The organism is Pseudoalteromonas sp. SM9913 (genome assembly GCF_000184065.1).
GTDB classification, from domain to species: Bacteria; Pseudomonadota; Gammaproteobacteria; order Enterobacterales; family Alteromonadaceae; genus Pseudoalteromonas; species Pseudoalteromonas tetraodonis.
Genome location: NC_014803.1, coordinates 1,773,304 through 1,793,608, shown reverse-complemented (window position 1 = coordinate 1,793,608; position 20,305 = coordinate 1,773,304). Strand labels below are relative to the sequence as shown.

Below are 20,305 nucleotides of genomic sequence, written 5' to 3'. Positions count from 1 at the left end.
TTGGTTTTTTTTGTGCTTAGATATAGAGTAAGAGATAAGAAGAAAATCGATGGACCGTATTGAAGGGCATGAATATGACAGAGATCAATATTGACGAATCCGCTTTAGAAAGTATGGAATCGCTATTAGGTGAACAATTTCCAGATACGTTGGAATTTTGTTGTGCGGAATTTGAGCGATTGGGGAACGAAGCAATTGCTGCGCTTGGGCAAGATAAAGAGGCTGCTATTCGCCACTCTCATAGCCTTAAATCAAACGCCGCTCAATTTGGTGCGGCAAGTTTAGCCGAAGTTGCTCGTTTAATTGAATATAATTTAAATAACGGGAATGACGAGCAGGCTGTTAATGCAGCCGATGGATTAATGGCGCAAGTTACTGGTTCACAAGCAAAACTAAATGCATGGTTAGCTGGGCGCTAAACGCGTTTCAATAGTAATAAAAAAGAGTGTTAACGTGAATTTTTTTCAGTTTTAAGCGCTTAATTTTCCTAGTAATTCACGGCTTTACTGCGTTAGTCTAATGGCTAACTTGCTCTTTAGAGGTAACAATGTCAGAAATAAAAAAGAGTCATAAATTAGACGGCGTCTGTTATGACATCCGAGGTCCCGTTTTAGTGCAAGCTAAAAAAATGGAGGATGAGGGCCAAAAGGTATTAAAGCTTAATATAGGCAACCCCGCCGCATTTGGCTTTGATATGCCAGAAGATATGCATCGCGATATCATTCGTAATTTATATTCAGCTCAAGGATACTGTGACTCTAAAGGTCTTTATTCTGCGCGTGTTGCTATTTATCAGCACTACCAACAGCGTGGCTTACACAATTTAGACGTTGATAATATTTACATTGGCAACGGCGTGAGTGAGCTTATCCAAATGGTTACTCAAGCACTGTTGAATAATGATGATGAAGTGTTAATTCCCGCTCCAGATTATCCGCTTTGGACTGCCTCGGTAAAATTAGCAGGTGGTAATCCGGTTCACTACTTGTGTGATGAAGAGCAAGATTGGTTTCCTGACATTGATGATATTAAAAGTAAAATCACCTCTAAAACCAAAGCATTGGTGCTGATTAATCCCAACAACCCAACCGGGGCTGTGTACAGTGACGCTTTACTTGAAGAATTGATCAATATTGCTCGAGAGCACAAGCTTTTGCTGTTAAGCGATGAAATATACGAGAAAATTCTATACGACGGCGTTACCCATACTTCTATTGGTTCATTATGCGATGATCTCCCTATCATCACCTTTAATGGCTTAGCTAAAACATACCGTGCTGCTGGGCTGAGAATGGGCTGGATGGTGCTAAGTGGTCGCACCGCATTAATGACAGATTTAATTAAAGGCTTAGATATTCTTGCCTCAATGCGTCTTTGTGCCAATGTGCCCGCACAATATGCAATTCAGCAAGCATTGGGTGGCGTTCAGTCGATTGATAGCTTAATTGACCCCGGTGGGCGTTTATATGTGCAACGTGATATTGCTTGGCGCGGCTTAAATGCGATTGATGGAATTAGTTGTAAAAAGCCTAAAGGGGCGCTTTATGCTTTCCCTAAAGTGGATACCGCTAAATTCAATATTAAAAGCGATGAACAAATGATGTTTGATTTGTTAAAAACAGAAAAAATATTGTTAGTACATGGGCGCGCCTTTAACTGGCCAGAGCCTGATCATTTTAGATTGGTGTTCTTACCTAATAAAGATGATTTATCGAGTGCAATGATGAAAATGCAGCGTTTTTTCAAAGATTACCGACAAGAATAAAGAAAAAAACGAGCCAAGTGGCTCGTTTTTTCGTTAATGCACTAAAGTAAATGGTCGTGTTTCAAAGCATGCAATAGGGCACTGCATACGTTGCCTTGGGATACCTGCTTCCATAAAGACGTGGCCTTGCACAGTAAACCCATTATTTTTGAATCGCTCTACTTCGTTTAAAATACAATTAATACTGATTGCTTCAATACCTTGCTCCGCTGCTAATTTAACAATGAAATTAAGCAGTGACTTATAAACATTGCGGTTGCGATGCTGCGGCAATACGGCGATTCTACCAATTAAACCATCATTACATAATCGACCTGTGGCAACAGGTGAGTGCATATTATCGGTGACCAGAATATGTTGAGCGAGTGCATCTAAGTTATCAAACTCAATACGTTTAGGAATATGTAACTCATATACAAACACTCGCTCCCTTATATGTTGCAGTTGACTTTTTTCACTTTGCCAATCAACTTTGTCAACGGTATAAACCATGACCTCCTCCTAGCTAAACCAAATACCCTCATTAACCAGTGTAGTAAAAGTTTCGATAAAATCTAGGCTAGGTGTGGTTGCATTAAGCACGCTGCTATCAAATTCAATAAAATCAGTAAGCTGTTTTACCGCTTCTAAATCTGATAAGGGTAAATCGTAGTTTTCGCCATTGATACTTAGAAGTAACTCTGCATCCATACATTGATAAATAGCACGTGTGCCCCCTAAACGCTCAAATGTTACTTGGTTTTCAAGCAGTTGTTGTATTTGTTCGACACTAAATGGGTCTTCTTCAGGGGCTAAGTCCATATCATGCTTAGGTTGGCTAAGGGTATTACCTAGCCAGTGTTTAAATAAACTCTCGTCTTCTAGCAATGCTTGCATTAACGTTTTTACTTTATCGACTTCGCTTTGGGTTAGCTCACCTTTGGAATCACGTAGGGCGAGGGTATGGTCGGTATACCTTTTTTGGCCGCTTTCTGTGTCGATAATATGATCAGCAAAACTTGAAAGTAAATCTTGTTGATTAGGTGCTCTAAAACCGACTGAATAGTTGAGTGCATTTTCAACCGCATAGCCTTCATGAGGACAACCGGGTGGTATATATAAAATATCACCGGGCTCCAAAATACAATCAATTACTGCACTAAAAGCTTCAACTTGCAGTAATGTTTTATTTTGAGCAAATTGTTTTAGTGTTGGGTCGGGTAATCCTACCCGCCAATGGCGCTTACCTTCACCTTGAATAATAAATACATCGTATTGGTCTAGGTGTGGGCCAACACCGCCACCTGGGGTTGAGTAGCTGATCATCAAATCATCTATTCGCCAATTAGGTATAAAGCGAAAAGGTTCAAGTAACTGAGCAGCTTCTGGGTGCCAATGATCCACTGCTTGCACGAGTAGTGTCGAGTGCTGATCAGTGAGTATTTCAAAATCGTCAAATGGTCCCTGATGCGATTGCCATTGTTGATTGTGGTTAGTAATAATGCGCGATTCTATGCTGTCTTCCATAGCAAGGCCTGCGAGTTCATTCGCATCAAGTGGGTCTTGAAAATCTTTAAAACCAGCTTTGATCAACAGTGGTTTTTTTTGCCAATATTGACTTAAAAACGCTTGCTCTGATAATTCATTTATTTTTAATTGATACATAGAATGCCTATAACGTTAAGACCTAAATGAAAAAAGCGAAAGGCAGGTACCTTTCGCTTTTTATTAGTAGATTTGAGTGATTAAACTAAATCATCAATAAACTCAACAGCGCGACCAATGTAGTTAGCCGGCGTTAGTTTTTTCATTTCAATTTTTGCAGCTTCTGGTAGGTCTAAACCATCGATGAAATCAGCCATAATTTCTTGATTTACACGTTTACCACGGGTTAAATCTTTTAGCTTTTCATATGGTTTTTCAATACCGTATTTACGCATAACGGTTTGAATTGGCTCAGCGAGCAGCTCCCAGTTTTGGTCAAGCTCATCTGCCAAACGTTGCTCGTTTACTTCAAGTTTGCTTACACCTTTAAGGGTTGATTGGTATGCAATTACCGCATAACCCATACCTACACCTAAGTTACGTAATACGGTTGAGTCAGTTAAATCACGTTGCCAGCGAGACACAGGTAGTTTTTGTGCTAAATGACCAAAGATAGCATTGGCTAAGCCTAAATTACCTTCTGAGTTTTCAAAATCAATCGGGTTCACTTTGTGTGGCATAGTTGATGAGCCAATTTCACCGGCAATGGTTTTTTGCTTAAAGTGATTAAGTGCAATGTAGCCCCACATGTCGCGGTCAAAATCGAGCAAAATGGTATTAAAGCGTGCAATTGCATCAAAAAGCTCTGCTATGTAATCATGCGGTTCAATTTGCGTGGTAAACGGGTTGAGTGTTAAACCTAGGCTAGTTACAAACTTATCGGCGTGGGTATGCCAATCGTAGTCAGGGTACGCACTTAGATGTGCATTGTAGTTACCCACAGCACCGTTTACTTTACCTAGCATTTCTACTTGTGCAATTTGGTCACGTTGACGCTTTAAACGCATGTAAACATTTGCAAACTCTTTACCCATAGTCGAAGGCGTTGCAGGCTGTCCATGTGTACGAGTCATCATTGGAATGGCTTTGTACTCAATTGCTTTTTCTTTAATGGCGCTTAATAACTCATCACAATAAGGTAAAACGACGTGGTTACGCGCTTCAGTTAACATTAAACCATGAGATAGGTTATTAATATCTTCAGAAGTACAGGCAAAGTGAATAAATTCGTTAATTGCGTGTAGCTCAGCATTATCAGCAACTTTTTCTTTTAGTAAATACTCTACGGCTTTAACATCATGGTTTGTCGTGCGTTCGATGTCTTTAACCCGCTGAGCATCAGCTTCACAGAAGTTATCTACAATTGCATTCAACAGCGCATTTGCTTCGTCGCTAAAAGCGGGGACTTCTTTAATCTCGCTTGCTGCAGCTAACGCTTGCAACCAACGCACTTCAACGGTTACGCGGTATTTGATTAATCCAAATTCGCTAAAAATACTGCGTAGTTCAGTGGTTTTGCTGCCGTAGCGACCATCAACCGGAGAGATAGCCGTTAACGCTGAAAGCTCCATAATAACTCCTAAATTTTAGTTTGAACGATAATTAAATTTTTGTTTTAGCTATGGCGAGAATTTTTCTTTTCGCAAAAAAGAAATGACGACGTTTGCCGCCCATTTGTCGCCATAATACTGCACTGCGAATTCCGGCTAAAAGTAATGCGCGGATTTTATTTTGCGTGAGCTGCTGTTTTAATAACTCGGGTTTACCATAAACCTGAATTCGGTGCCCAAGGGGGCTTAGCACCGACGAGTATATATCTGCTAAACCGGCGACAACACTGTCATCGGTAATAGCAAAATGATCTAAACGACGATGAATATCATCAATACGTTTACCTAATTCATTGAGGCTTTTACTGTTAGCACTAAGCGCACGCTCTAACTGCATTAAACCACCTACATATTTGACTATTTCTACATCTTTTTGAGCACCGGCACTCAGTTGTGCCATCAATGTTTTATAGCCGTCACGTAAGTTATGTTCACCTTGATATACATCTTCTGGGGAAGCTGGCGAGGTTTGCACAATACTTGATAATAAAATCGATAAATCTTGTTCATCAGCGCGACCATATTGGGCAACCTTCTGAACTTGCTTAGCCACTTGACACATGGCTGCAAGCGCCATGACTTGATGTTGATTCATTATTTGATCACCGAGTCAATAATACCACCACCTAAACACACTTCATTAGCGTAAAATACGGCAGATTGTCCTGGGGTTACCGCTTTTTGTGGCTCATCAAATAATACGCGTGCCATACCATCTTCACCAACTAACAAGGTACAGCTTAGGTCTTCTTGACGGTAGCGTGTTTTTACGGTGCAACGAGTAGTACCTTGAGGACCGACACGATCTACCCAGTGTAATTGGTTGGCATTTAGGCCATTACTGTAAAGGCGAGGGTGATTTTTACCTTGGCCCACAATCAATACATTGCGTTCAACATCTTTGTCTACAACATACCAAGGTTCGCCTGAGCCTTCTTTCATACCACCAATTAACAAGCCTTTGCGCTGACCTAAGGTGTGGTACATTAAACCTTCATGTTCACCAACGTTGTTACCATCTGTGTCTTCAATAACACCAGGTTGAGCAGGTAAGAATTTTTGTAAGAAATCTTTAAATTTACGCTCACCGATAAAACAAATACCAGTACTGTCTTTTTTATCGTGGGTAATTAAATCTTGCTCTTCAGCAATACGGCGCACTTCTGGCTTGGCAATATCTCCGACAGGGAACAGCGTTTGCGCGATGTGTTCATGACCCAATGTGTACAAAAAGTAGCTTTGATCTTTATTATCATCTAGGCCACGGCACATAACATATTTATCATCTCTGAGCTCACGACGCACGTAGTGGCCCGTTGCTATAAAGTCAGCACCAAGTGCTTGAGCCGCAAATTCTAAAAAGGCTTTAAATTTAATTTCTTTGTTACACATGATGTCTGGGTTAGGTGTGCGACCAGCTTTGTACTCAGCTAAAAAGTATTCGAATACGTTGTCCCAGTATTCTGCTGCAAAGTTAACGGTATGAAGTTCAATACCTAATTTGTCACAGACAGCTTGGGCATCTTTTAAATCTTCAGCGGCAGCGCAATATTCATCATTGTCATCTTCTTCCCAGTTCTTCATAAACAAGCCTTCTACTTGGTAGCCTTGTTGTTTTAATAAATATGCAGATACAGAAGAATCAACACCGCCGGACATACCAACGATGACTTTAATGTGACTATTTTCGCTCATGAATAATTTCGCTTATACAGATTACTGTTAACTTGGAAAGGCCGCGATTATAGCATGTATTTTGTAAGTGCTTAAAGAGAGGAAGGGCTATTGAATAGATTTTGTTGCTTTTTTTTATGTTGGTTAGGGATGATTTACTCCTTGTTAGTCGATTTTTACTTAGTCGATTAGATTACACATTTTGCGGTGCTATTATAGCCCCTTTGTTTGAACACATTTTAATTTGCAAAGAACAACAGGTCCAAGATGTCAGGCCATTAAATTATAAACACTCATTTAAGTTATAAATGATGAGTAAATGTTGTTTATTTAAGGTGTTAGTACTGTTTATATAATATCAAAGAATATATTTATTATTGTTCATTAACAAACCTTTACAACCAAATGATTATGCAATACCTTTAGATGAGTTTAAATTGAATAAACACTCAAATAAGTATTTATAATATAGTCAATGGAATGAATATATGAATTATGCTTCTCAAGCACAAAAGGTAAAATCTTACGTTGTTGAGTTATCAACAAAGTTACAACGCGATGATTGCTTAGTAGCAGAACAATTACCACATAACGTTAAAGAATCAGCTTACCAACTGTTTTATCAAACCATTAGGGTTCCTCGTCCTTACCGCTTTGAAGAACCCAACCCTATTTCAGCGCTATTTAGACTCATTGAACATTCTTTAGACTTTATTAATCCCTTTCAACAAGTCATTTTAAAGCAGCTAGAAAAGTGGTGGTTAGAATGGCATTTTGTTGCCACTATGAATGCTTCTCTTGAAATGAAACACGTTGAACAGCAGCGTTTTGTTAGTAGTGCAACTGAACATCCAATGCGAAAACATGAGCTGAGCCATTATGCAAAATTATTTACTATTTTGCCTTTGCCCGTGTGTAATGTTTGTATGGTAACCGGCGATATTTTAAAGCTTAATCAACGCTTTGTAGATGTATTTGGCTATACAATTGATGATATCCCTAATTTAAAACAGTGGTGGAAGGTCGCGTATCCTGAGCCTAGTTATAGAGAGTCTGCTCAAACGATGTGGGGTGAGTCTTTAGCGCAGGCAAATAAAAATAATGACGATATTCCTGCTAATGACTATCAAATTGTATGTAAAGATGGCTCAAAAGTGATAATGCAAGTGTCAGGTATTAGTGTAGAAAGTGAATTTATTGCTGTATTTAACGATGCGACGGAGCGTTTGAAAACTCAAGAGATACTCAGCGATATGGCCTTTTTAGACTCATTGACTAAAATTGCCAACAGACGCCGTTTTGACGAAAAATTACATGCTGAATTTAAAAAACTGATAAAAGTAAATACTCAACTTTCTATGATCATTATTGATATAGATAATTTCAAAAAATTTAATGATAGGTATGGTCATATTGCCGGGGATAAGTGTTTACATAGCGTAGCGCAAAAGCTAGCAGAAACAGTCAGTCGTCCTGAGGACTTTGTAGCGCGCTATGGCGGAGAAGAGTTTGTTGTTTTACTCCCACAAACAGATAATCAAGGTGCACTCTTTATTGCAGAACAAATACAAAAATCTATTGAAGATTTAGCGATAGCTCATGAAGATAGTTTTACTGGCTTTCTCTCTGTGAGTATGGGAGTTCATACGGTAAAACATGGCGAAAAAACTAACCATGTCGATTTCTTTAAAGCAACGGATAGTGCGCTGTATTATGCAAAAAGGCAGGGCAGAAATTGTATTGCCTTAGGAAGGCATGAATAACACAGCATGTTTAACCTTTGCTTTTAATACCAGATAAGCAAAGGCTAACGTAAAGTATTAACTGTTGGTTGGTGGCCCACTGATTTTATATTGACCTGTTTCAATTCCATCGAGTGTGTATTTACCAATACTATAGCGAATTAACCGTAACGTTGGGTGGCCAATGTGTGCGGTCATTCGTCGAACTTGACGGTTCTTCCCCTCGTTTATAGTGATACTCAACCAAGATGTTGGAATTGATTTACGTTCTCTCACTGGGGGAGTGCGTGGCCAAAGCGCTGGTTCATCGATTAACTTTACCTGTGCAGGTAAGGTTAATCCATCTTTGAGTTCGACCCCTTGACTGAGCGCATCAATAGATGCTTCTGTAGGCACCCCCTCAACTTGTACCCAGTACGTTTTGTTGGTTTTTTTACCAGGAGCGGTTAAGGTATTTTGTAATTTCCCGCAATTGGTCAATAATAACAAGCCTTCACTGTCTCTGTCTAAGCGACCCGCAGCATAAACATCTTTAATAGGAATAAAATTAGCCAGTGTTTGTCTATTTTGCTCGTCTGTGAATTGGCAAAGGACATCATAAGGTTTGTTAAATAAAATAACTTTTTTATCGCTTTGGGCTATCTGCGGCTTAATTGCTCTTTTTATCGGGCTCTTTTTTACAGCACTGCGCGAATATGTACGACCTGTATTGCGTTTACTTGTTGAAGATGACGTGTTTGTAGCTTTGTGTTTCATTAAATACACCGTGCAGGTTTAGGTAAGCCCGCAATTTTAGTGGCTTGTTTGGCCGGTCCCTTCGGAAAAAGCTTATACAGGTACATGCTATTACCTTTATCCTCACCGAGCGCTTTAGCCATCGCTTTGACTAACATTCTAATAGCTGGACTGGTGTTGTATTCTAGATAAAATGCGCGCACAAAGTTAACAACTTCCCAATGCTGTTCGGTTAATATAATGCTTTCATGTTGTGCAATAACATCGGCCAATTCTTTAGACCAATCAGTATGATCTAGCAGGTAACCTTGCTTATCTGTGTCTATTGTTTGATTATTAAATTCCAGCATGGATCACCAAGTAATTGATTGTTTAGTTGATAAGCTAAGCGTAACGAACTCATCATAGCTAATCGCTTTATCATTCAAATTTAAAGAGATACCACGCGCCGCTGCATCGTCCTTTAAAATATAAAGCGAATCGGCAAATTGTCTGTATTGCCCTTTAGCAAAACAGGCATCACCCACTAATAAAACCGAGTCTGTTAGCATAATCAGATTATCGAGACTGTTTGCACTGTAGTAATTCAGCGGTTTTGAAAATATATGTAAAGTGCTCATAGCGTTACCACGTGCTGCTGATTTTGAATTAACTGTTTTTGGGCATTAAAGTTAACGGTTTTTACTTCAATAAGTAGCTCATTTTTACTTAAACCGTAGTCAATGAGTGACTTCTCACACACGTAGATATTGTCAACATCATATATTTCTAGGGTTTTAATATTTTTAAAAAAATCTTTAAGCCCCAAACTATTCGGGCTTTGATTTTTTTTAAGAGCTAGCACCGCAGGACCGCTAAACAACCAACTTATATTTTGATCAACTGCGGCAAAAATAAGCGTCATATCGAGTGCATCGCGAATATGCATGTCATCAAATGGGCTTGATTGACTAATAACGAGTACATTAATCATTTAAATTGTATCCATTTATCTGCTTCACTGGCTAACATAGCAAATTCAGCGAGGCCTGCGACAGCAAATACACCAGTATTTTGCATATCTAAGCCACGCTTTTCAGCTGCGGTAACGCACAGCATTAAACTAATATTTTTGTCGGCTAGCTGTTGCCAAAGAGAGGATAAATTTAACTCATCAGAGGCAAGCTCAAAATGAGTAGAAGCATGATAGATACCATCTTGGTATAAAAATATTGCATCAATAGTATGCCCTTGTGCTAAACAGGCGTGAGCAAATTTAACAATACGCTGTGTGGTATCGTGATCCGATGGTGGAGTATGTAAAGAAAGTACAAAGCGTGCCAAAACTATTCCAATAAAAAAGCCCCAATAAAGGGGCTATTTTAACAGAACTATTTAATTAGTCATTATTTGCGCCAAGTAACGCAAGTAAAGACGTAAATAAGTTATAAACGCTCAGGTATAAAGAAACCGTTGCGCGGATATAATTCGTTTCGCCGCCATTAATGATTCTGCTCGTATCGAACAAAATTAGGCCAGACATGATTAGTACCACAGCTGCGTTTAGTACCATAAACATTAAAGAGCTACCTAGGAAAATATTTACAATACTTGCCACGATAACCACAATTAAGCCCACAGTTAAAAAACCACCCATAAACGAGAAATCTTTTTTAGTGTTAAGTGCATAAGCAGATAAACCAAAGAAGATTAACGCCGTAGAACCTAGCGCTTGCATAATTAGCATAGGGCCATTAGGTAATTGTGCATAGTGATTAAGGAGTGGGCCTAAACCAGCGCCCATTAATCCTGTAAACGCAAACACCCAAAATACACCAGATGCTGTGTCGGCTTTTTTGTTTACAACAAAAAGAAGGCCAAACGAAACCAGAGTGAACACTAGTCCCATGAAATAAGGTAATTGCAGTGCCATTGAAATGCCGGCGGTGACGGCACTAAATGCAAGTGTCATTGCAAGTAGAAAATAAGTGTTTTTAAGCACTTTGTTTGTTTCAATGGTCGACATTACCGGCTTTGCAGTATTGTACGATTGATTAAATGCCATTGTAGAGCTCCTGTAAGTGAAACTAAGTAGTTCCTGTAATTTAACTAAAATTAGATTACCAACTCTTATATGTTTGGGCAAACCTTTGTAGATCAATAGACAATTAAATTTAAATAAAAGTTCACTCGGCGTATAGGAATCGATCTTTTTGCTTTATGTTTAAACAAATTAGTTGTTTTTTAATCACTTGAACAAATAATTGAAAAAAAAGCTTCACAAAGCCCATGGGTTTCCCTATTATTCAGGCCGTGCGGAGAGATGGCAGAGTGGTCGAATGCACCGGTCTTGAAAACCGGCAGGGGTTTATAGCCCCTCTAGGGTTCAAATCCCTATCTCTCCACCATTATATTAAAGCCCGCTTATTAGCGGGCTTTTTTGTGTCTAATTTTCGCTATACCTAACCTCAAAACCAAGTATATTTAGTTAAAAAATACGACCATAGTCTCTATTTATAAGCTACAGCTCTTAGGGCATGCTAAGAAATAAGATTTATGCTTGTGTATTTAAGGTTCTTACTATGAAACATCAACTTGCTAAAAGCGTCGCACTTTCATTATTATCTCCTGTTATTATCGGCAGTATGCTAGGAATATATTACGCATTGACTATGCGTGGTGACGCGGTGTCTATCTTTTTAGGACTATTGATGACGGCCATTGCTAATGCCCACATAGTAGGGTTAACAATGGCTGCGTTTGTGGTGCCAGGCTACTTACTTATGTTTAAGTATTCTAAGGTGAATTATTCTGGGGTATTAACTCTTGGCTTACTGGGTGGCGCTATTTTTAGCTATCTGCTTAGTGCGACTACTGGCGAGATATTTTTAATCAATAGTGTGATGTCGGGATTTGCTGCAGGACTGTTTTTATTTGGCTTGCGTAAATCGGTACAAAGCTAATTGCAGAATATTTAATCAAGTGTGTCGTAAAACCATGTAATTTCCTTTTTTTACCCGCAAAAGGTTTCAATTTTTAGTGACAAAGAGTACCTTTAGCTACTGTATGTTTAATAAGAAGTAGTTTGGTATGCAAAAGCACGATTTTTACCAGTCATTAGTTAAGCAAACTGAATCGCTGATAGGCGGTGAATCAAACATAATTGCCAATATGGCAAATATTAGCGCGCTGTTATTTACTTCTTTAGAAGATGTGAATTGGGCGGGCTTTTATTTTATGGATTCACCGACAGAATTGGTACTTGGTCCATTTCAAGGCAATCCAGCTTGTATTCGTATTCCGGTAGGGAAAGGGGTATGTGGCACTGCTGCGGCAACCGAGCAAACCCAGTTAATTTCAGATGTGCATGCGTTTGACGGTCATATAGCCTGTGATGCGGCGTCAAATTCTGAGATAGTTGTACCTATCATGAAAAACGGCCATGTATTTGCGGTACTTGATATAGATAGCCCAAGTATTGGCCGATTTGATACTGATGACCAAGCAGGGCTTGAAGCACTTGTAAAATGCTTAGAGGCTAGCCTGTAATGAAAGATTTGCTAAATGTTCAAGATTACCTATTCGCCGTTCAAGATGTAGGTGATTGGGAAGGTGAAGAAGAACATGTAGCGGAAACGCTCAATGATTTGATTCACATGGCCTGGGATCGTCTACCTGATGATTTAGACTGTGATTCAATTGATGAAATTATAAATGGTATTTGGGAACATTTACGTGGTGATATGGCTGTGATTGAAACTGACTTTGAAGAGTTAGTTGATTGGAGCATCCACTATGTTGATTCTGCCCTTGATGAAAAGATGTGATTAAATAGGTTCTAAAATGGAAACCACAAACAAGCTAAAAGATATTAATGAAGTATTGGAGTTCTTATACCAAGAATTTCCACAATGTTTTAAACAAAAAGAAGGCATTCAGCCGCTTAAAGTAGGTATCTTTAAAGATATCGCTGAGCGTATTGAAGGGTCTGAAAAAGTTAGTAAAACACAAGTACGCCAAGCACTTAGAAAATACACATCTAACTGGCGCTATCTTGAAGCGGTTACTAAATCTGAGTTCCGTATTGATCTTGACGGAAATCAAGGCGAGAAAGTTGAGCAAGAGCATATCGACCACGCACAAAAAGCGTTGGAAGAAAGCCGTGCTAAAATGGCAAAGCGCAAAAAGCAGCAACGCCCACGTCAAGACTCAGATGCAAAATCTTTTAAGAAGAAGCCAGCGCATTCAGCTAAAAATCCATCAGCTGCAGCAAAACCTGCCAAAGCCGCTGCGCCTAAGCGTTCAGGAAAAGTTGAACCTTTACCTGCAGGCGAGGTCAAGGTTAATAACAAGGTTAAAGTTAAACTTGGCCAAGCACTTGTTAATGCAGTAATCACTGAAGTAAACAAAGACGATGTTCACGTTGAACTAGTGACAGGTATGCAAGTAAAAACCAAAGCCGACAGCTTATACATTATTTAAGTTGCGAAAAAAATTAAGGAGTTGTGTATGAGTAAAAAGTTTACGCTCATTCCGTTAGTTGCTGCGCTGTTTTCAGGTTCGTTATTTGCTGCAGTAGAGCCGGTAACATTAGAAGACTTACCCTTGTTAAAACAAGAAAGTCAGCACGGTACAGCCAGCAAACGAGTGGCTAATCTATTTACTCGTTCACATTACACACCCGTTCGATTTAACGATGAGCTTTCGAGTAAAGTATTTGATCGTTACATCGAATCCCTTGATTTTAATAAAAGCGTGTTTTTAAAAAGCGATGTAGACTCATTTGAGCAATATCGTAACCGTTTTGATAACGCGCTGCTTAGCGGTCAGTTAGGGTTTACGTTTGATATTTTCAACTTAAGCCTTAAACGCCGTTTTGAACGTTATGAATTTTCACTGTCGCTACTTGAAAACGAAATGACGTTTGACGAAGAAGATGAATATTTTTATGACCGCGAAGATGCACCGTGGGCAACTACCCAAGCTGAGCTTGATGAAATTTGGCGCGAACGGGTAAAATATGATGCACTGCGTTTAAAAATGACTGGCAAAGATTGGCCAGGCATTAAAGAGGTGTTGACTAAGCGCTATAAAAACGCAGAAAAACGCCTTGTTCAGTCAAAATCTGAAGACGCATTTCAAATTGTAATGAACTCGCTAGCACGCAGTATTGAAGCGCATACTTCATACTTGTCACCTCGTCGTGCTGAACAATTTAAAATGGACATGGACTTAGAGCTTGAGGGGATTGGCGCAGTATTAACGCCTGATGAAGACTACACGGTTATTCGTAGTCTAGTTCCAGGAGGCCCTGCAGACAAATCTGAGCAAATTAAAGCCGATGATCGCATTATTGGTGTGGCTCAAGAGGGCGAAGAGTTTGTTGATGTTATTGGTTGGCGTTTAGATGACGTGGTTGATCTTATAAAAGGTCCTAAAGGCACGAAAGTACGTTTACAATATTTAAAGGGTGCAGATGCTCACGGTACGCCAAAGGTAGTTGAGATAACCCGTGATAAAATTCGTCTGGAAGACCGAGCAGCAAAATCAGAAGTATTTGAAGCCAGCTATTCAGATCTGACTAGTAAAATAGGGGTAATCGAAATCCCTGGCTTTTACAACAACCTTTCTAAAGATGTAAAAGTAGAACTTGCTAAATTAAAAGAGCAAAAAGTTGACGGTATTATTATAGACCTACGTCAAAATGGCGGTGGTTCGCTATATGAAGCGACGCAATTGTCAGGCTTGTTTTTTGATCAAGGCCCAGTGGTACAAATTCATACATTAAATAATCGCATTGAAGAGCAAAAAGATCGTGATGGCATTACCTACTATGATGGTCCACTGACGGTACTTGTTGATAGATACAGCGCGTCTGCATCTGAAATATTTGCAGCGGCAATGCAAGACTATGGCCGCGCAGTTATCATAGGTGAACAAACCTTTGGTAAAGGCACTGTGCAGCAGCATAAAGGTTTAGCGCGTGCTTATGACTTATACGATAATCCATTAGGTAGTGTGCAATATACAATTGCAAAGTTTTACCGCATTAATGGTGGTAGTACACAGCATAAAGGGGTGATCCCAGATATTACGTTCCCATCGGCTATTGACCCTGCTGAGTGGGGGGAAAGTAAGCAAGATAATGCACTACCATGGGATAGCATAGTACAAGCGAAGTATAAGCAAATAGGGCGTTTAAATCCTGTTATAAATGTGCTTGAAAAACAGCACAATGAGCGAATTAAAACTGAACCTGAATTTAATTATGTGTTTGAGGATATCGCTCGTTACAACGAAGAAAAAGATCGTAAAACAATTTCTTTAGTCGAGAAAAAGCGCATTAAAGAAAAAGAAGAAAATGAAGCGCGAGCACTAGCACGCACTAACGAGCGTTTAAAGCGTTTAGGCAAACAACCTGTAGAAAACTTGGATGATGTGCCTGAGGTAATTGAAGAGCTTGACCCATTTCTTGAAGAAGCTGCTCTTATTACGCAAGATTATATCAAATATGGTCGCGTAGCTAAGCGCTAAATTCAGCTTCACTTTGTAAAAAAAGGCGCCTAGGCGCCTTTTTTACTATCGATAATTTGCTAAATTGTTATAATCGCGGATTACCAAAAGTTGAGCTAGAGCAATAGTGCTCAATAAATGCGCGTACGTGCTAATAAAAATAATCAACATGCATCGAATGTGTGTAGGAGTCTATATTTTGAAGCCCATTGAAGAAAAACCACTAAAAAGTGCCTCGTTTTTTGATGCACTCATTCCAATTGCTGTATTAATTTGTTTATTAGGTGCCGCTGTGTACTTATTTGGTGATGACTCATCGTCAGGTCCCAATCAAATTGCCTTGTTGTTTGCAACATTCGCTGCAGCACTAATTGGTTTAAAAAATGGCTACACATGGAAAAAATTAGAAGATGCAATGATTGAGGGAATTACCTTATCTCTTAGCGCTATTTTAATTCTACTCATGGTGGGGGCACTTATCGGAACTTGGTTATTATCAGGAACGGTTCCGACCTTAATTTATTACGGCTTACAAATTATCAACCCTAGCTGGTTTTACGCCGCGAGTTGTTTAATTTGTGGCATTGTAGCAATGAGTATTGGTAGTTCGTGGACCACGGCAGCGACCATAGGTGTCGCATTACTTGGCGTTGCTTCTGGACTTGGCCTAGAGCCGACAGTTACCGCCGGTGCAGTTATATCAGGCGCTTACTTTGGCGACAAGCTTAGCCCATTGTCAGAAACAACCAATTTAGCACCGGCTGTTGCTGGTGCTGATTTATTTGAACACATTCACCATATGTTATGGACAACTGTTCCAAGCTTTGTGATTGCATTAATCATTTTTGTATTTATGGGGTTCAATGCCACCGCGGCAGGCGAGTCGGGTCAAATTGATGAAATAACATCAATTCTTCAACAAAACTTTAATATTGGTTTAGAAATGTTGGTGCCTTTAATCGTGTTACTAGTTTTAGCAATAAGAAAAATGCCAGCGTTTCCGGCTATTTCTATTGGTGCTGTAATAGGGGCTGTATGGGCATTGTTATTTCAATCTGATTTGATTGCTAACCAAATAGATATGACTCAAGGTGAGTTTGTTGGTTACTTTAAACTGGTTTGGACCACCTTTTTTGACGGTTTTACTATTAGTACCGGTGATGAAAAAATGGACTCTTTGCTCAGTGGCGGTGGCATGTCAGGCATGCTAACAACCACATGGTTGATCATGACGGCACTTATGTTTGGTGCGATTATGGAAAAAACGGGTCTACTTGATATATTTGTTAAAAGTATTCTTAAAATCGCAAAAAGTACCGGTTCATTAATTGCTTCAACTATTGCTACCTGTATTGGTACCAATATTATCGCAGCCGATCAGTATATTGCTATTGTTGTACCCGGGCGTATGTTTAAAGAAGAATATAAAAAGCGCGGGTTAAAGCCGGTTAATTTGTCACGCACACTAGAAGATGGTGGCACAATTACCAGCCCGCTCATACCATGGAATACCTGTGGTGCGTATATGCAAAGTGTCCTATTAATCAATCCGTTTGATTATGCACTTTATGCATTTTTCAACCTTATAAATCCTTTCTTAGCCGTTATTTATGCTTACTTAGGTATTAAGATACTGCGTATCAAGCCTAAGCAAACGGCTTAATTTAAGTAGCTCCTTTTATCACTAAAAGGGGCTATTTTTTTGGAGTGATCATGACTGAACTACAAAAACCTCAAGCAGAATATTTAAAAGACTATAAAGCCCCCGATTTTTCAATCGAGCATACTGAGCTTACTTTCGACTTACAGCCATTAACGACTCAAGTAAATGCTTTATTAACGCTTAAACGCGTGGGTGATTCAAATGCCCCCCTGGTATTAGATGGCATTGACTTAACTTTGATCTCTTTATCGATTGACGGTGCAGAGCTCACAGATTATAAAATTATAAATCAGCAATTAATCATTAATAATCTGCCTGATGAATGTCAGTTAAGCATAGTGACGCAAACTTCACCGCAAACAAACACATCACTTGAGGGATTGTACTTATCGGGAGGCGCTTATTGTACTCAATGTGAAGCGCAAGGGTTTAGAAAAATAACCTACTACATGGATCGTCCTGATGTACTTTCAACTTTTGATGTCACTATTATTGCCGATACGGCATTTCCGCATTTGCTCTCTAATGGTAACCAAGTGGACAGTGGTGAAACGCAAGATGGACGCCATTTTGTAAAATGGCAAGATCCGTTCAAAAAGCCGAGTTATTTGTTTGCTCTAGTGGCAGGGGACTTTGATGTTTTACACGATAAATACACTACCCGCAGTGGTAAGGATGTCACCCTAGCGTTATTTGTCGATAAAGGAAACTTACCTAAAACAGAGCATGCTATGACGTCGCTTAAAAAAGCGATGGCTTGGGATGAGTCACGTTTTAATTTAGAGTATGACCTTGATATTTATATGATTGTTGCCGTTGATTTCTTCAATATGGGAGCAATGGAAAATAAAGGGTTAAACATTTTCAACAGCAAATGTGTGCTGGCAAATCAAGAAACGGCAACCGATAAAGATTACCACACCATTGAGTCTATAGTTGGCCACGAGTACTTTCATAACTGGACCGGAAATCGTGTAACTTGTCGTGATTGGTTTCAGCTGTCTTTAAAAGAAGGTTTAACGGTATTTAGAGATCAAGAGTTTAGCAGTGATTTAGGCTCTCGTGCGCTAAATAGAATTGACGCGGTAAAAGTGATGCGCACTCATCAATTTAGCGAAGATGCCGGCCCAATGGCACACCCAATACGCCCAGAAAAAGTCATCGAAATGAATAACTTTTACACCGTTACAGTGTATGACAAAGGGGCTGAAGTTATTCGTATGATGCATACATTGTTGGGTGAGGAAAATTTTCAAAAAGGCATGACACTGTATTTTCAGCGTCATGATGGCCAAGCGGTTACCTGCGATGATTTTGTTACGGCAATGAGTGATGCATCATCAATTGATTTATCACAATTTAAGCGTTGGTATAATCAGTGTGGGACACCACGTTTAAACGTTACCAAAGCGTATGATGAAAGTGCACAAATCTTCACGCTCACTATAGAGCAACTTGCGCCCCTGAATCAGCCTGATAATGCGATGTTACATATTCCTTTTGCGATTGAACTTTTAGATCAGCAAGGCCAAAGTATTGCATTGCAATACCAAGGTAAAAAGGTTGATAGCGTATTAAATGTTACTCAAGCTAAACAAACATTTCATTTTGATAATATTGAACACAGTCCAACCGCCGTATTGCTAGAAGATTTTTCAGCACCGTGTATTTTGAATCAACAGATCACTGAAGCTGATTTATTACATATTATGCGTTTTGCACGCAGTGACTTTTCACGCTGGGATGCACAACAACAATTGTTTATTAATGCACTCAAGGCAAACGTTATTTCAGCTAGTAATACACCACTAAGCGATGCCGTTATTGATGCACTTAGGGTGCTAATATCGCAACGAGAGGGTGATTTAGCGCTGATTGCTGAACTCTTAAAACTGCCTAGTTTTGATACTTTAGCTGCGGAGTTTGACGTTATTCCGGTTGATGACATTATTGCCAATATTGAGCTATTCGAACAACAAATTGCCAAACAACTACATACTGAGTTTTTAAGTTGTTATCAGGCAATCACCGATGATGGTAGTGTGAGTGCCAAAGCGGTGGCTATTCGCGCTTTAAAACAACTTTGCTTGCACTATTTAGCAAAAACAGACAGTGCTAAGGCGGCAAGCTTAATTGAGCAGGCAGCAGCATCAACAAATATGACTAATGTGCTTGGTGCTTTGAGCAGTGTAGTTAAAGCTGCGCACCCATTATCAAATCAATTACTTGCGCATTTTGACAGCCAATGGCGCCATGATGTGCTAGTAATGGATAAATGGTTTGCTTTACAAGCAATGAACAGCGCTGATGATGCCATTGAGAAAATTAAGGCCTTGTATACACATCCATGTTTTGATTTTTCAAATCCGAATCGAGTTCGTGCATTAGTGGGAAGTTTTTCGCACTTTAATACCGCACAATTTCATCGCTTAGATGGTCAAGGTTATACATTACTTGGCGATTTATTAATTAAGCTTAATGCGATTAACCCGCAAAATGCATCACGTATGTTAACGCCGTTTATGTCATGGCGCCGCTATGATGAAACCCGTGCAATTGCAATGAAAGCGCAATTAGAGCGCCTTTCGAATTTAGAAGGTTTAAGCGATGATTTATTTGAAAAGGTTGAAAAAGCTTTACAATAAATCATGATAGAACATTATTTTTATATAAATTTGAGCTATAACGAGTGCATGGATTATTACCATGGCCGGTATAGCTCAATTCAAGTAACAGCTGATAGCGGCAAAACAATTCGTTTTGCTGCGCATTATCTTCGGCCCTTCATGTCTAGTTTAGGTATTCGTGGTCGGTTTAGACTTATTTTAAGTAATGAAAACAAGTTCATCCGTCTCGAACGAGTAGCCTAGCTGTTGTTTTTTGTGATATAGATATACACAAATATTGCCTTTTTGTTAATTTCGATTTGTTCTATTGTTAATTTACGTGTATAAATTATCTGGTATGACGTCTTACCAATACGTAAACGTTAAACAAATAAAAAACTTATAACTGATTGAAGGCGACCATTTGTAATTTGTTTAATTCGCTTCTATCGTTACGATTACACTAAAAACAATAACTTGATCACACAAAAAAT

The 20,305-nt window shown here is 39.3% G+C and carries 22 protein-coding genes and 1 tRNA gene; 12 read left to right on the top strand and 11 right to left on the bottom strand.

Annotated elements, in window-relative coordinates:
- Window positions 1-74 precede the first annotated feature (74 nt).
- The gene (locus PSM_RS08180; RefSeq protein ID WP_013465049.1) at window positions 75-419 is read left to right on the top strand and encodes an Hpt domain-containing protein; all 345 of its coding nucleotides are present in this window, start codon (window positions 75-77) and stop codon (window positions 417-419) included.
- Window positions 420-547: 128 nt separating this feature from the next.
- Complete coding sequence (locus PSM_RS08175; RefSeq protein WP_041695718.1) at window positions 548-1,765, top strand: pyridoxal phosphate-dependent aminotransferase; 1,218 nt, start codon at window positions 548-550, stop codon at window positions 1,763-1,765.
- Window positions 1,766-1,798: 33 nt separating this feature from the next.
- Here PSM_RS08175 and PSM_RS08170 read toward each other — a convergent pair whose 3' ends face one another.
- From PSM_RS08170 to mnmA, 5 genes are all read right to left on the bottom strand, one after another.
- Window positions 1,799-2,257 carry a GNAT family N-acetyltransferase gene (locus PSM_RS08170; RefSeq protein WP_013465047.1) on the bottom strand — a complete coding sequence of 153 codons (459 nt, stop codon included), beginning with the start codon at window positions 2,255-2,257 and terminating at the stop codon, window positions 1,799-1,801.
- Between the two features lie 9 nt (window positions 2,258-2,266).
- On the bottom strand, window positions 2,267-3,409 hold the full coding sequence (locus PSM_RS08165; protein WP_013465046.1) for a ribosomal protein uL16 3-hydroxylase: 1,143 nt from the start codon (window positions 3,407-3,409) through the stop codon (window positions 2,267-2,269).
- A gap of 80 nt (window positions 3,410-3,489) precedes the next feature.
- A complete protein-coding gene (gene purB / locus PSM_RS08160; RefSeq protein WP_013465045.1) occupies window positions 3,490-4,860 on the bottom strand; it encodes an adenylosuccinate lyase in 1,371 nt (456 codons plus the stop codon).
- Between the two features lie 31 nt (window positions 4,861-4,891).
- A complete protein-coding gene (gene hflD, locus PSM_RS08155; protein WP_008113587.1) occupies window positions 4,892-5,494 on the bottom strand; it encodes a high frequency lysogenization protein HflD in 603 nt (200 codons plus the stop codon).
- Window positions 5,494-6,594 carry a tRNA 2-thiouridine(34) synthase MnmA gene (mnmA, locus tag PSM_RS08150; protein WP_013465044.1) on the bottom strand — a complete coding sequence of 367 codons (1,101 nt, stop codon included), beginning with the start codon at window positions 6,592-6,594 and terminating at the stop codon, window positions 5,494-5,496. Before mnmA ends, hflD begins: the two co-directional genes overlap by 1 nt.
- A gap of 467 nt (window positions 6,595-7,061) precedes the next feature.
- Here mnmA and PSM_RS08145 point away from each other — a divergent pair, with 467 nt between their 5' ends.
- Complete coding sequence (locus PSM_RS08145; RefSeq protein WP_013465043.1) at window positions 7,062-8,336, top strand: sensor domain-containing diguanylate cyclase; 1,275 nt, start codon at window positions 7,062-7,064, stop codon at window positions 8,334-8,336.
- Between the two features lie 57 nt (window positions 8,337-8,393).
- Here the strand turns inward: PSM_RS08145 and PSM_RS08140 are convergent, their stop codons facing one another.
- From PSM_RS08140 to PSM_RS08115, 6 genes are read right to left on the bottom strand one after another with little or no spacing between them, the layout of a single operon-like run.
- Window positions 8,394-9,071: an rRNA large subunit pseudouridine synthase E gene (locus PSM_RS08140; RefSeq protein ID WP_013465042.1), complete on the bottom strand. Its 678-nt coding sequence runs from the start codon at window positions 9,069-9,071 to the stop codon at window positions 8,394-8,396.
- Window positions 9,071-9,400 carry a TusE/DsrC/DsvC family sulfur relay protein gene (locus tag PSM_RS08135; RefSeq protein WP_008112024.1) on the bottom strand — a complete coding sequence of 110 codons (330 nt, stop codon included), beginning with the start codon at window positions 9,398-9,400 and terminating at the stop codon, window positions 9,071-9,073. The genes PSM_RS08140 and PSM_RS08135 overlap by 1 nt, the downstream gene beginning before the upstream one ends.
- A 3-nt stretch (window positions 9,401-9,403) precedes the next feature.
- On the bottom strand, window positions 9,404-9,670 hold the full coding sequence (locus PSM_RS08130) for a DsrH/TusB family sulfur metabolism protein (RefSeq protein WP_016900381.1): 267 nt from the start codon (window positions 9,668-9,670) through the stop codon (window positions 9,404-9,406).
- The gene (gene tusC / locus PSM_RS08125) at window positions 9,667-10,023 is read right to left on the bottom strand and encodes a sulfurtransferase complex subunit TusC (protein ID WP_008112028.1); all 357 of its coding nucleotides are present in this window, start codon (window positions 10,021-10,023) and stop codon (window positions 9,667-9,669) included. The genes PSM_RS08130 and tusC overlap by 4 nt, the downstream gene beginning before the upstream one ends.
- On the bottom strand, window positions 10,020-10,373 hold the full coding sequence (gene tusD / locus PSM_RS08120) for a sulfurtransferase complex subunit TusD (protein WP_013465040.1): 354 nt from the start codon (window positions 10,371-10,373) through the stop codon (window positions 10,020-10,022). The genes tusC and tusD overlap by 4 nt, the downstream gene beginning before the upstream one ends.
- Before the next feature lie 55 nt (window positions 10,374-10,428).
- The gene (locus PSM_RS08115; protein WP_008112034.1) at window positions 10,429-11,094 is read right to left on the bottom strand and encodes a Bax inhibitor-1/YccA family protein; all 666 of its coding nucleotides are present in this window, start codon (window positions 11,092-11,094) and stop codon (window positions 10,429-10,431) included.
- 252 nt (window positions 11,095-11,346) lie between these two features.
- Between PSM_RS08115 and PSM_RS08110 the strand changes: the two genes are divergently transcribed.
- The 9 genes from PSM_RS08110 to PSM_RS18385 all read left to right on the top strand — a co-directional run bounded on the left by PSM_RS08110 (window position 11,347) and on the right by PSM_RS18385 (window position 20,075).
- A tRNA-Ser gene (locus PSM_RS08110) sits at window positions 11,347-11,437 on the top strand.
- 174 nt (window positions 11,438-11,611) lie between these two features.
- Complete coding sequence (locus PSM_RS08105) at window positions 11,612-11,992, top strand: hypothetical protein (RefSeq protein WP_008112036.1); 381 nt, start codon at window positions 11,612-11,614, stop codon at window positions 11,990-11,992.
- 127 nt (window positions 11,993-12,119) lie between these two features.
- Window positions 12,120-12,578: a GAF domain-containing protein gene (locus PSM_RS08100; RefSeq protein ID WP_013465039.1), complete on the top strand. Its 459-nt coding sequence runs from the start codon at window positions 12,120-12,122 to the stop codon at window positions 12,576-12,578.
- Window positions 12,578-12,856, top strand: coding sequence for a hypothetical protein (locus PSM_RS08095; RefSeq protein WP_008112039.1), 279 nt, complete (start codon window positions 12,578-12,580; stop codon window positions 12,854-12,856). The genes PSM_RS08100 and PSM_RS08095 overlap by 1 nt, the downstream gene beginning before the upstream one ends.
- 16 nt (window positions 12,857-12,872) lie before the next feature.
- A complete protein-coding gene (gene proQ / locus PSM_RS08090; RefSeq protein WP_008112041.1) occupies window positions 12,873-13,511 on the top strand; it encodes an RNA chaperone ProQ in 639 nt (212 codons plus the stop codon).
- A 27-nt stretch (window positions 13,512-13,538) separates the two neighbouring features.
- Window positions 13,539-15,563, top strand: a complete 2,025-nt coding sequence (gene prc / locus PSM_RS08085; protein WP_013465038.1) for a carboxy terminal-processing peptidase — start codon at window positions 13,539-13,541, stop codon at window positions 15,561-15,563.
- 157 nt (window positions 15,564-15,720) lie between these two features.
- Window positions 15,721-17,205 (top strand): Na+/H+ antiporter NhaC, encoded by a 1,485-nt coding sequence (gene nhaC, locus PSM_RS08080; protein WP_013465037.1) that lies wholly within the window; start codon window positions 15,721-15,723, stop codon window positions 17,203-17,205.
- Between the two features lie 50 nt (window positions 17,206-17,255).
- Window positions 17,256-19,850 (top strand): aminopeptidase N, encoded by a 2,595-nt coding sequence (pepN, locus tag PSM_RS08075; RefSeq protein ID WP_013465036.1) that lies wholly within the window; start codon window positions 17,256-17,258, stop codon window positions 19,848-19,850.
- A 3-nt stretch (window positions 19,851-19,853) separates the two neighbouring features.
- A complete protein-coding gene (locus tag PSM_RS18385; protein ID WP_016900377.1) occupies window positions 19,854-20,075 on the top strand; it encodes a DUF2835 family protein in 222 nt (73 codons plus the stop codon).
- Window positions 20,076-20,305: the final 230 nt, after the last annotated feature.

Bases quoted from the DNA above. Each gene is read 5' to 3' on its own strand.
- prc (WP_013465038.1), top strand. From the start codon at position 13,539: ATGAGTAAAAAGTTTACGCTCATTCCGTTAGTTGCTGCGCTGTTTTCA.
- proQ (WP_008112041.1), top strand. From the start codon at position 12,873: ATGGAAACCACAAACAAGCTAAAAGATATTAATGAAGTATTGGAGTTC.
- PSM_RS08145 (WP_013465043.1), top strand. From the start codon at position 7,062: ATGAATTATGCTTCTCAAGCACAAAAGGTAAAATCTTACGTTGTTGAG.
- PSM_RS08095 (WP_008112039.1), top strand. From the start codon at position 12,578: ATGAAAGATTTGCTAAATGTTCAAGATTACCTATTCGCCGTTCAAGAT.
- tusC (WP_008112028.1), bottom strand. From the start codon at position 10,023: ATGATTAATGTACTCGTTATTAGTCAATCAAGCCCATTTGATGACATG.
- PSM_RS08180 (WP_013465049.1), top strand. From the start codon at position 75: ATGACAGAGATCAATATTGACGAATCCGCTTTAGAAAGTATGGAATCG.
- PSM_RS08175 (WP_041695718.1), top strand. From the start codon at position 548: ATGTCAGAAATAAAAAAGAGTCATAAATTAGACGGCGTCTGTTATGAC.
- PSM_RS08105 (WP_008112036.1), top strand. From the start codon at position 11,612: ATGAAACATCAACTTGCTAAAAGCGTCGCACTTTCATTATTATCTCCT.
- PSM_RS08170 (WP_013465047.1), bottom strand. From the start codon at position 2,257: ATGGTTTATACCGTTGACAAAGTTGATTGGCAAAGTGAAAAAAGTCAA.
- PSM_RS08135 (WP_008112024.1), bottom strand. From the start codon at position 9,400: ATGCTGGAATTTAATAATCAAACAATAGACACAGATAAGCAAGGTTAC.
- PSM_RS08115 (WP_008112034.1), bottom strand. From the start codon at position 11,094: ATGGCATTTAATCAATCGTACAATACTGCAAAGCCGGTAATGTCGACC.
- hflD (WP_008113587.1), bottom strand. From the start codon at position 5,494: ATGAATCAACATCAAGTCATGGCGCTTGCAGCCATGTGTCAAGTGGCT.
- purB (WP_013465045.1), bottom strand. From the start codon at position 4,860: ATGGAGCTTTCAGCGTTAACGGCTATCTCTCCGGTTGATGGTCGCTAC.
- pepN (WP_013465036.1), top strand. From the start codon at position 17,256: ATGACTGAACTACAAAAACCTCAAGCAGAATATTTAAAAGACTATAAA.
- nhaC (WP_013465037.1), top strand. From the start codon at position 15,721: ATGTGTGTAGGAGTCTATATTTTGAAGCCCATTGAAGAAAAACCACTA.
- PSM_RS08130 (WP_016900381.1), bottom strand. From the start codon at position 9,670: ATGAGCACTTTACATATATTTTCAAAACCGCTGAATTACTACAGTGCA.
- PSM_RS18385 (WP_016900377.1), top strand. From the start codon at position 19,854: ATGATAGAACATTATTTTTATATAAATTTGAGCTATAACGAGTGCATG.
- PSM_RS08140 (WP_013465042.1), bottom strand. From the start codon at position 9,071: ATGAAACACAAAGCTACAAACACGTCATCTTCAACAAGTAAACGCAAT.
- PSM_RS08100 (WP_013465039.1), top strand. From the start codon at position 12,120: ATGCAAAAGCACGATTTTTACCAGTCATTAGTTAAGCAAACTGAATCG.
- mnmA (WP_013465044.1), bottom strand. From the start codon at position 6,594: ATGAGCGAAAATAGTCACATTAAAGTCATCGTTGGTATGTCCGGCGGT.
- PSM_RS08165 (WP_013465046.1), bottom strand. From the start codon at position 3,409: ATGTATCAATTAAAAATAAATGAATTATCAGAGCAAGCGTTTTTAAGT.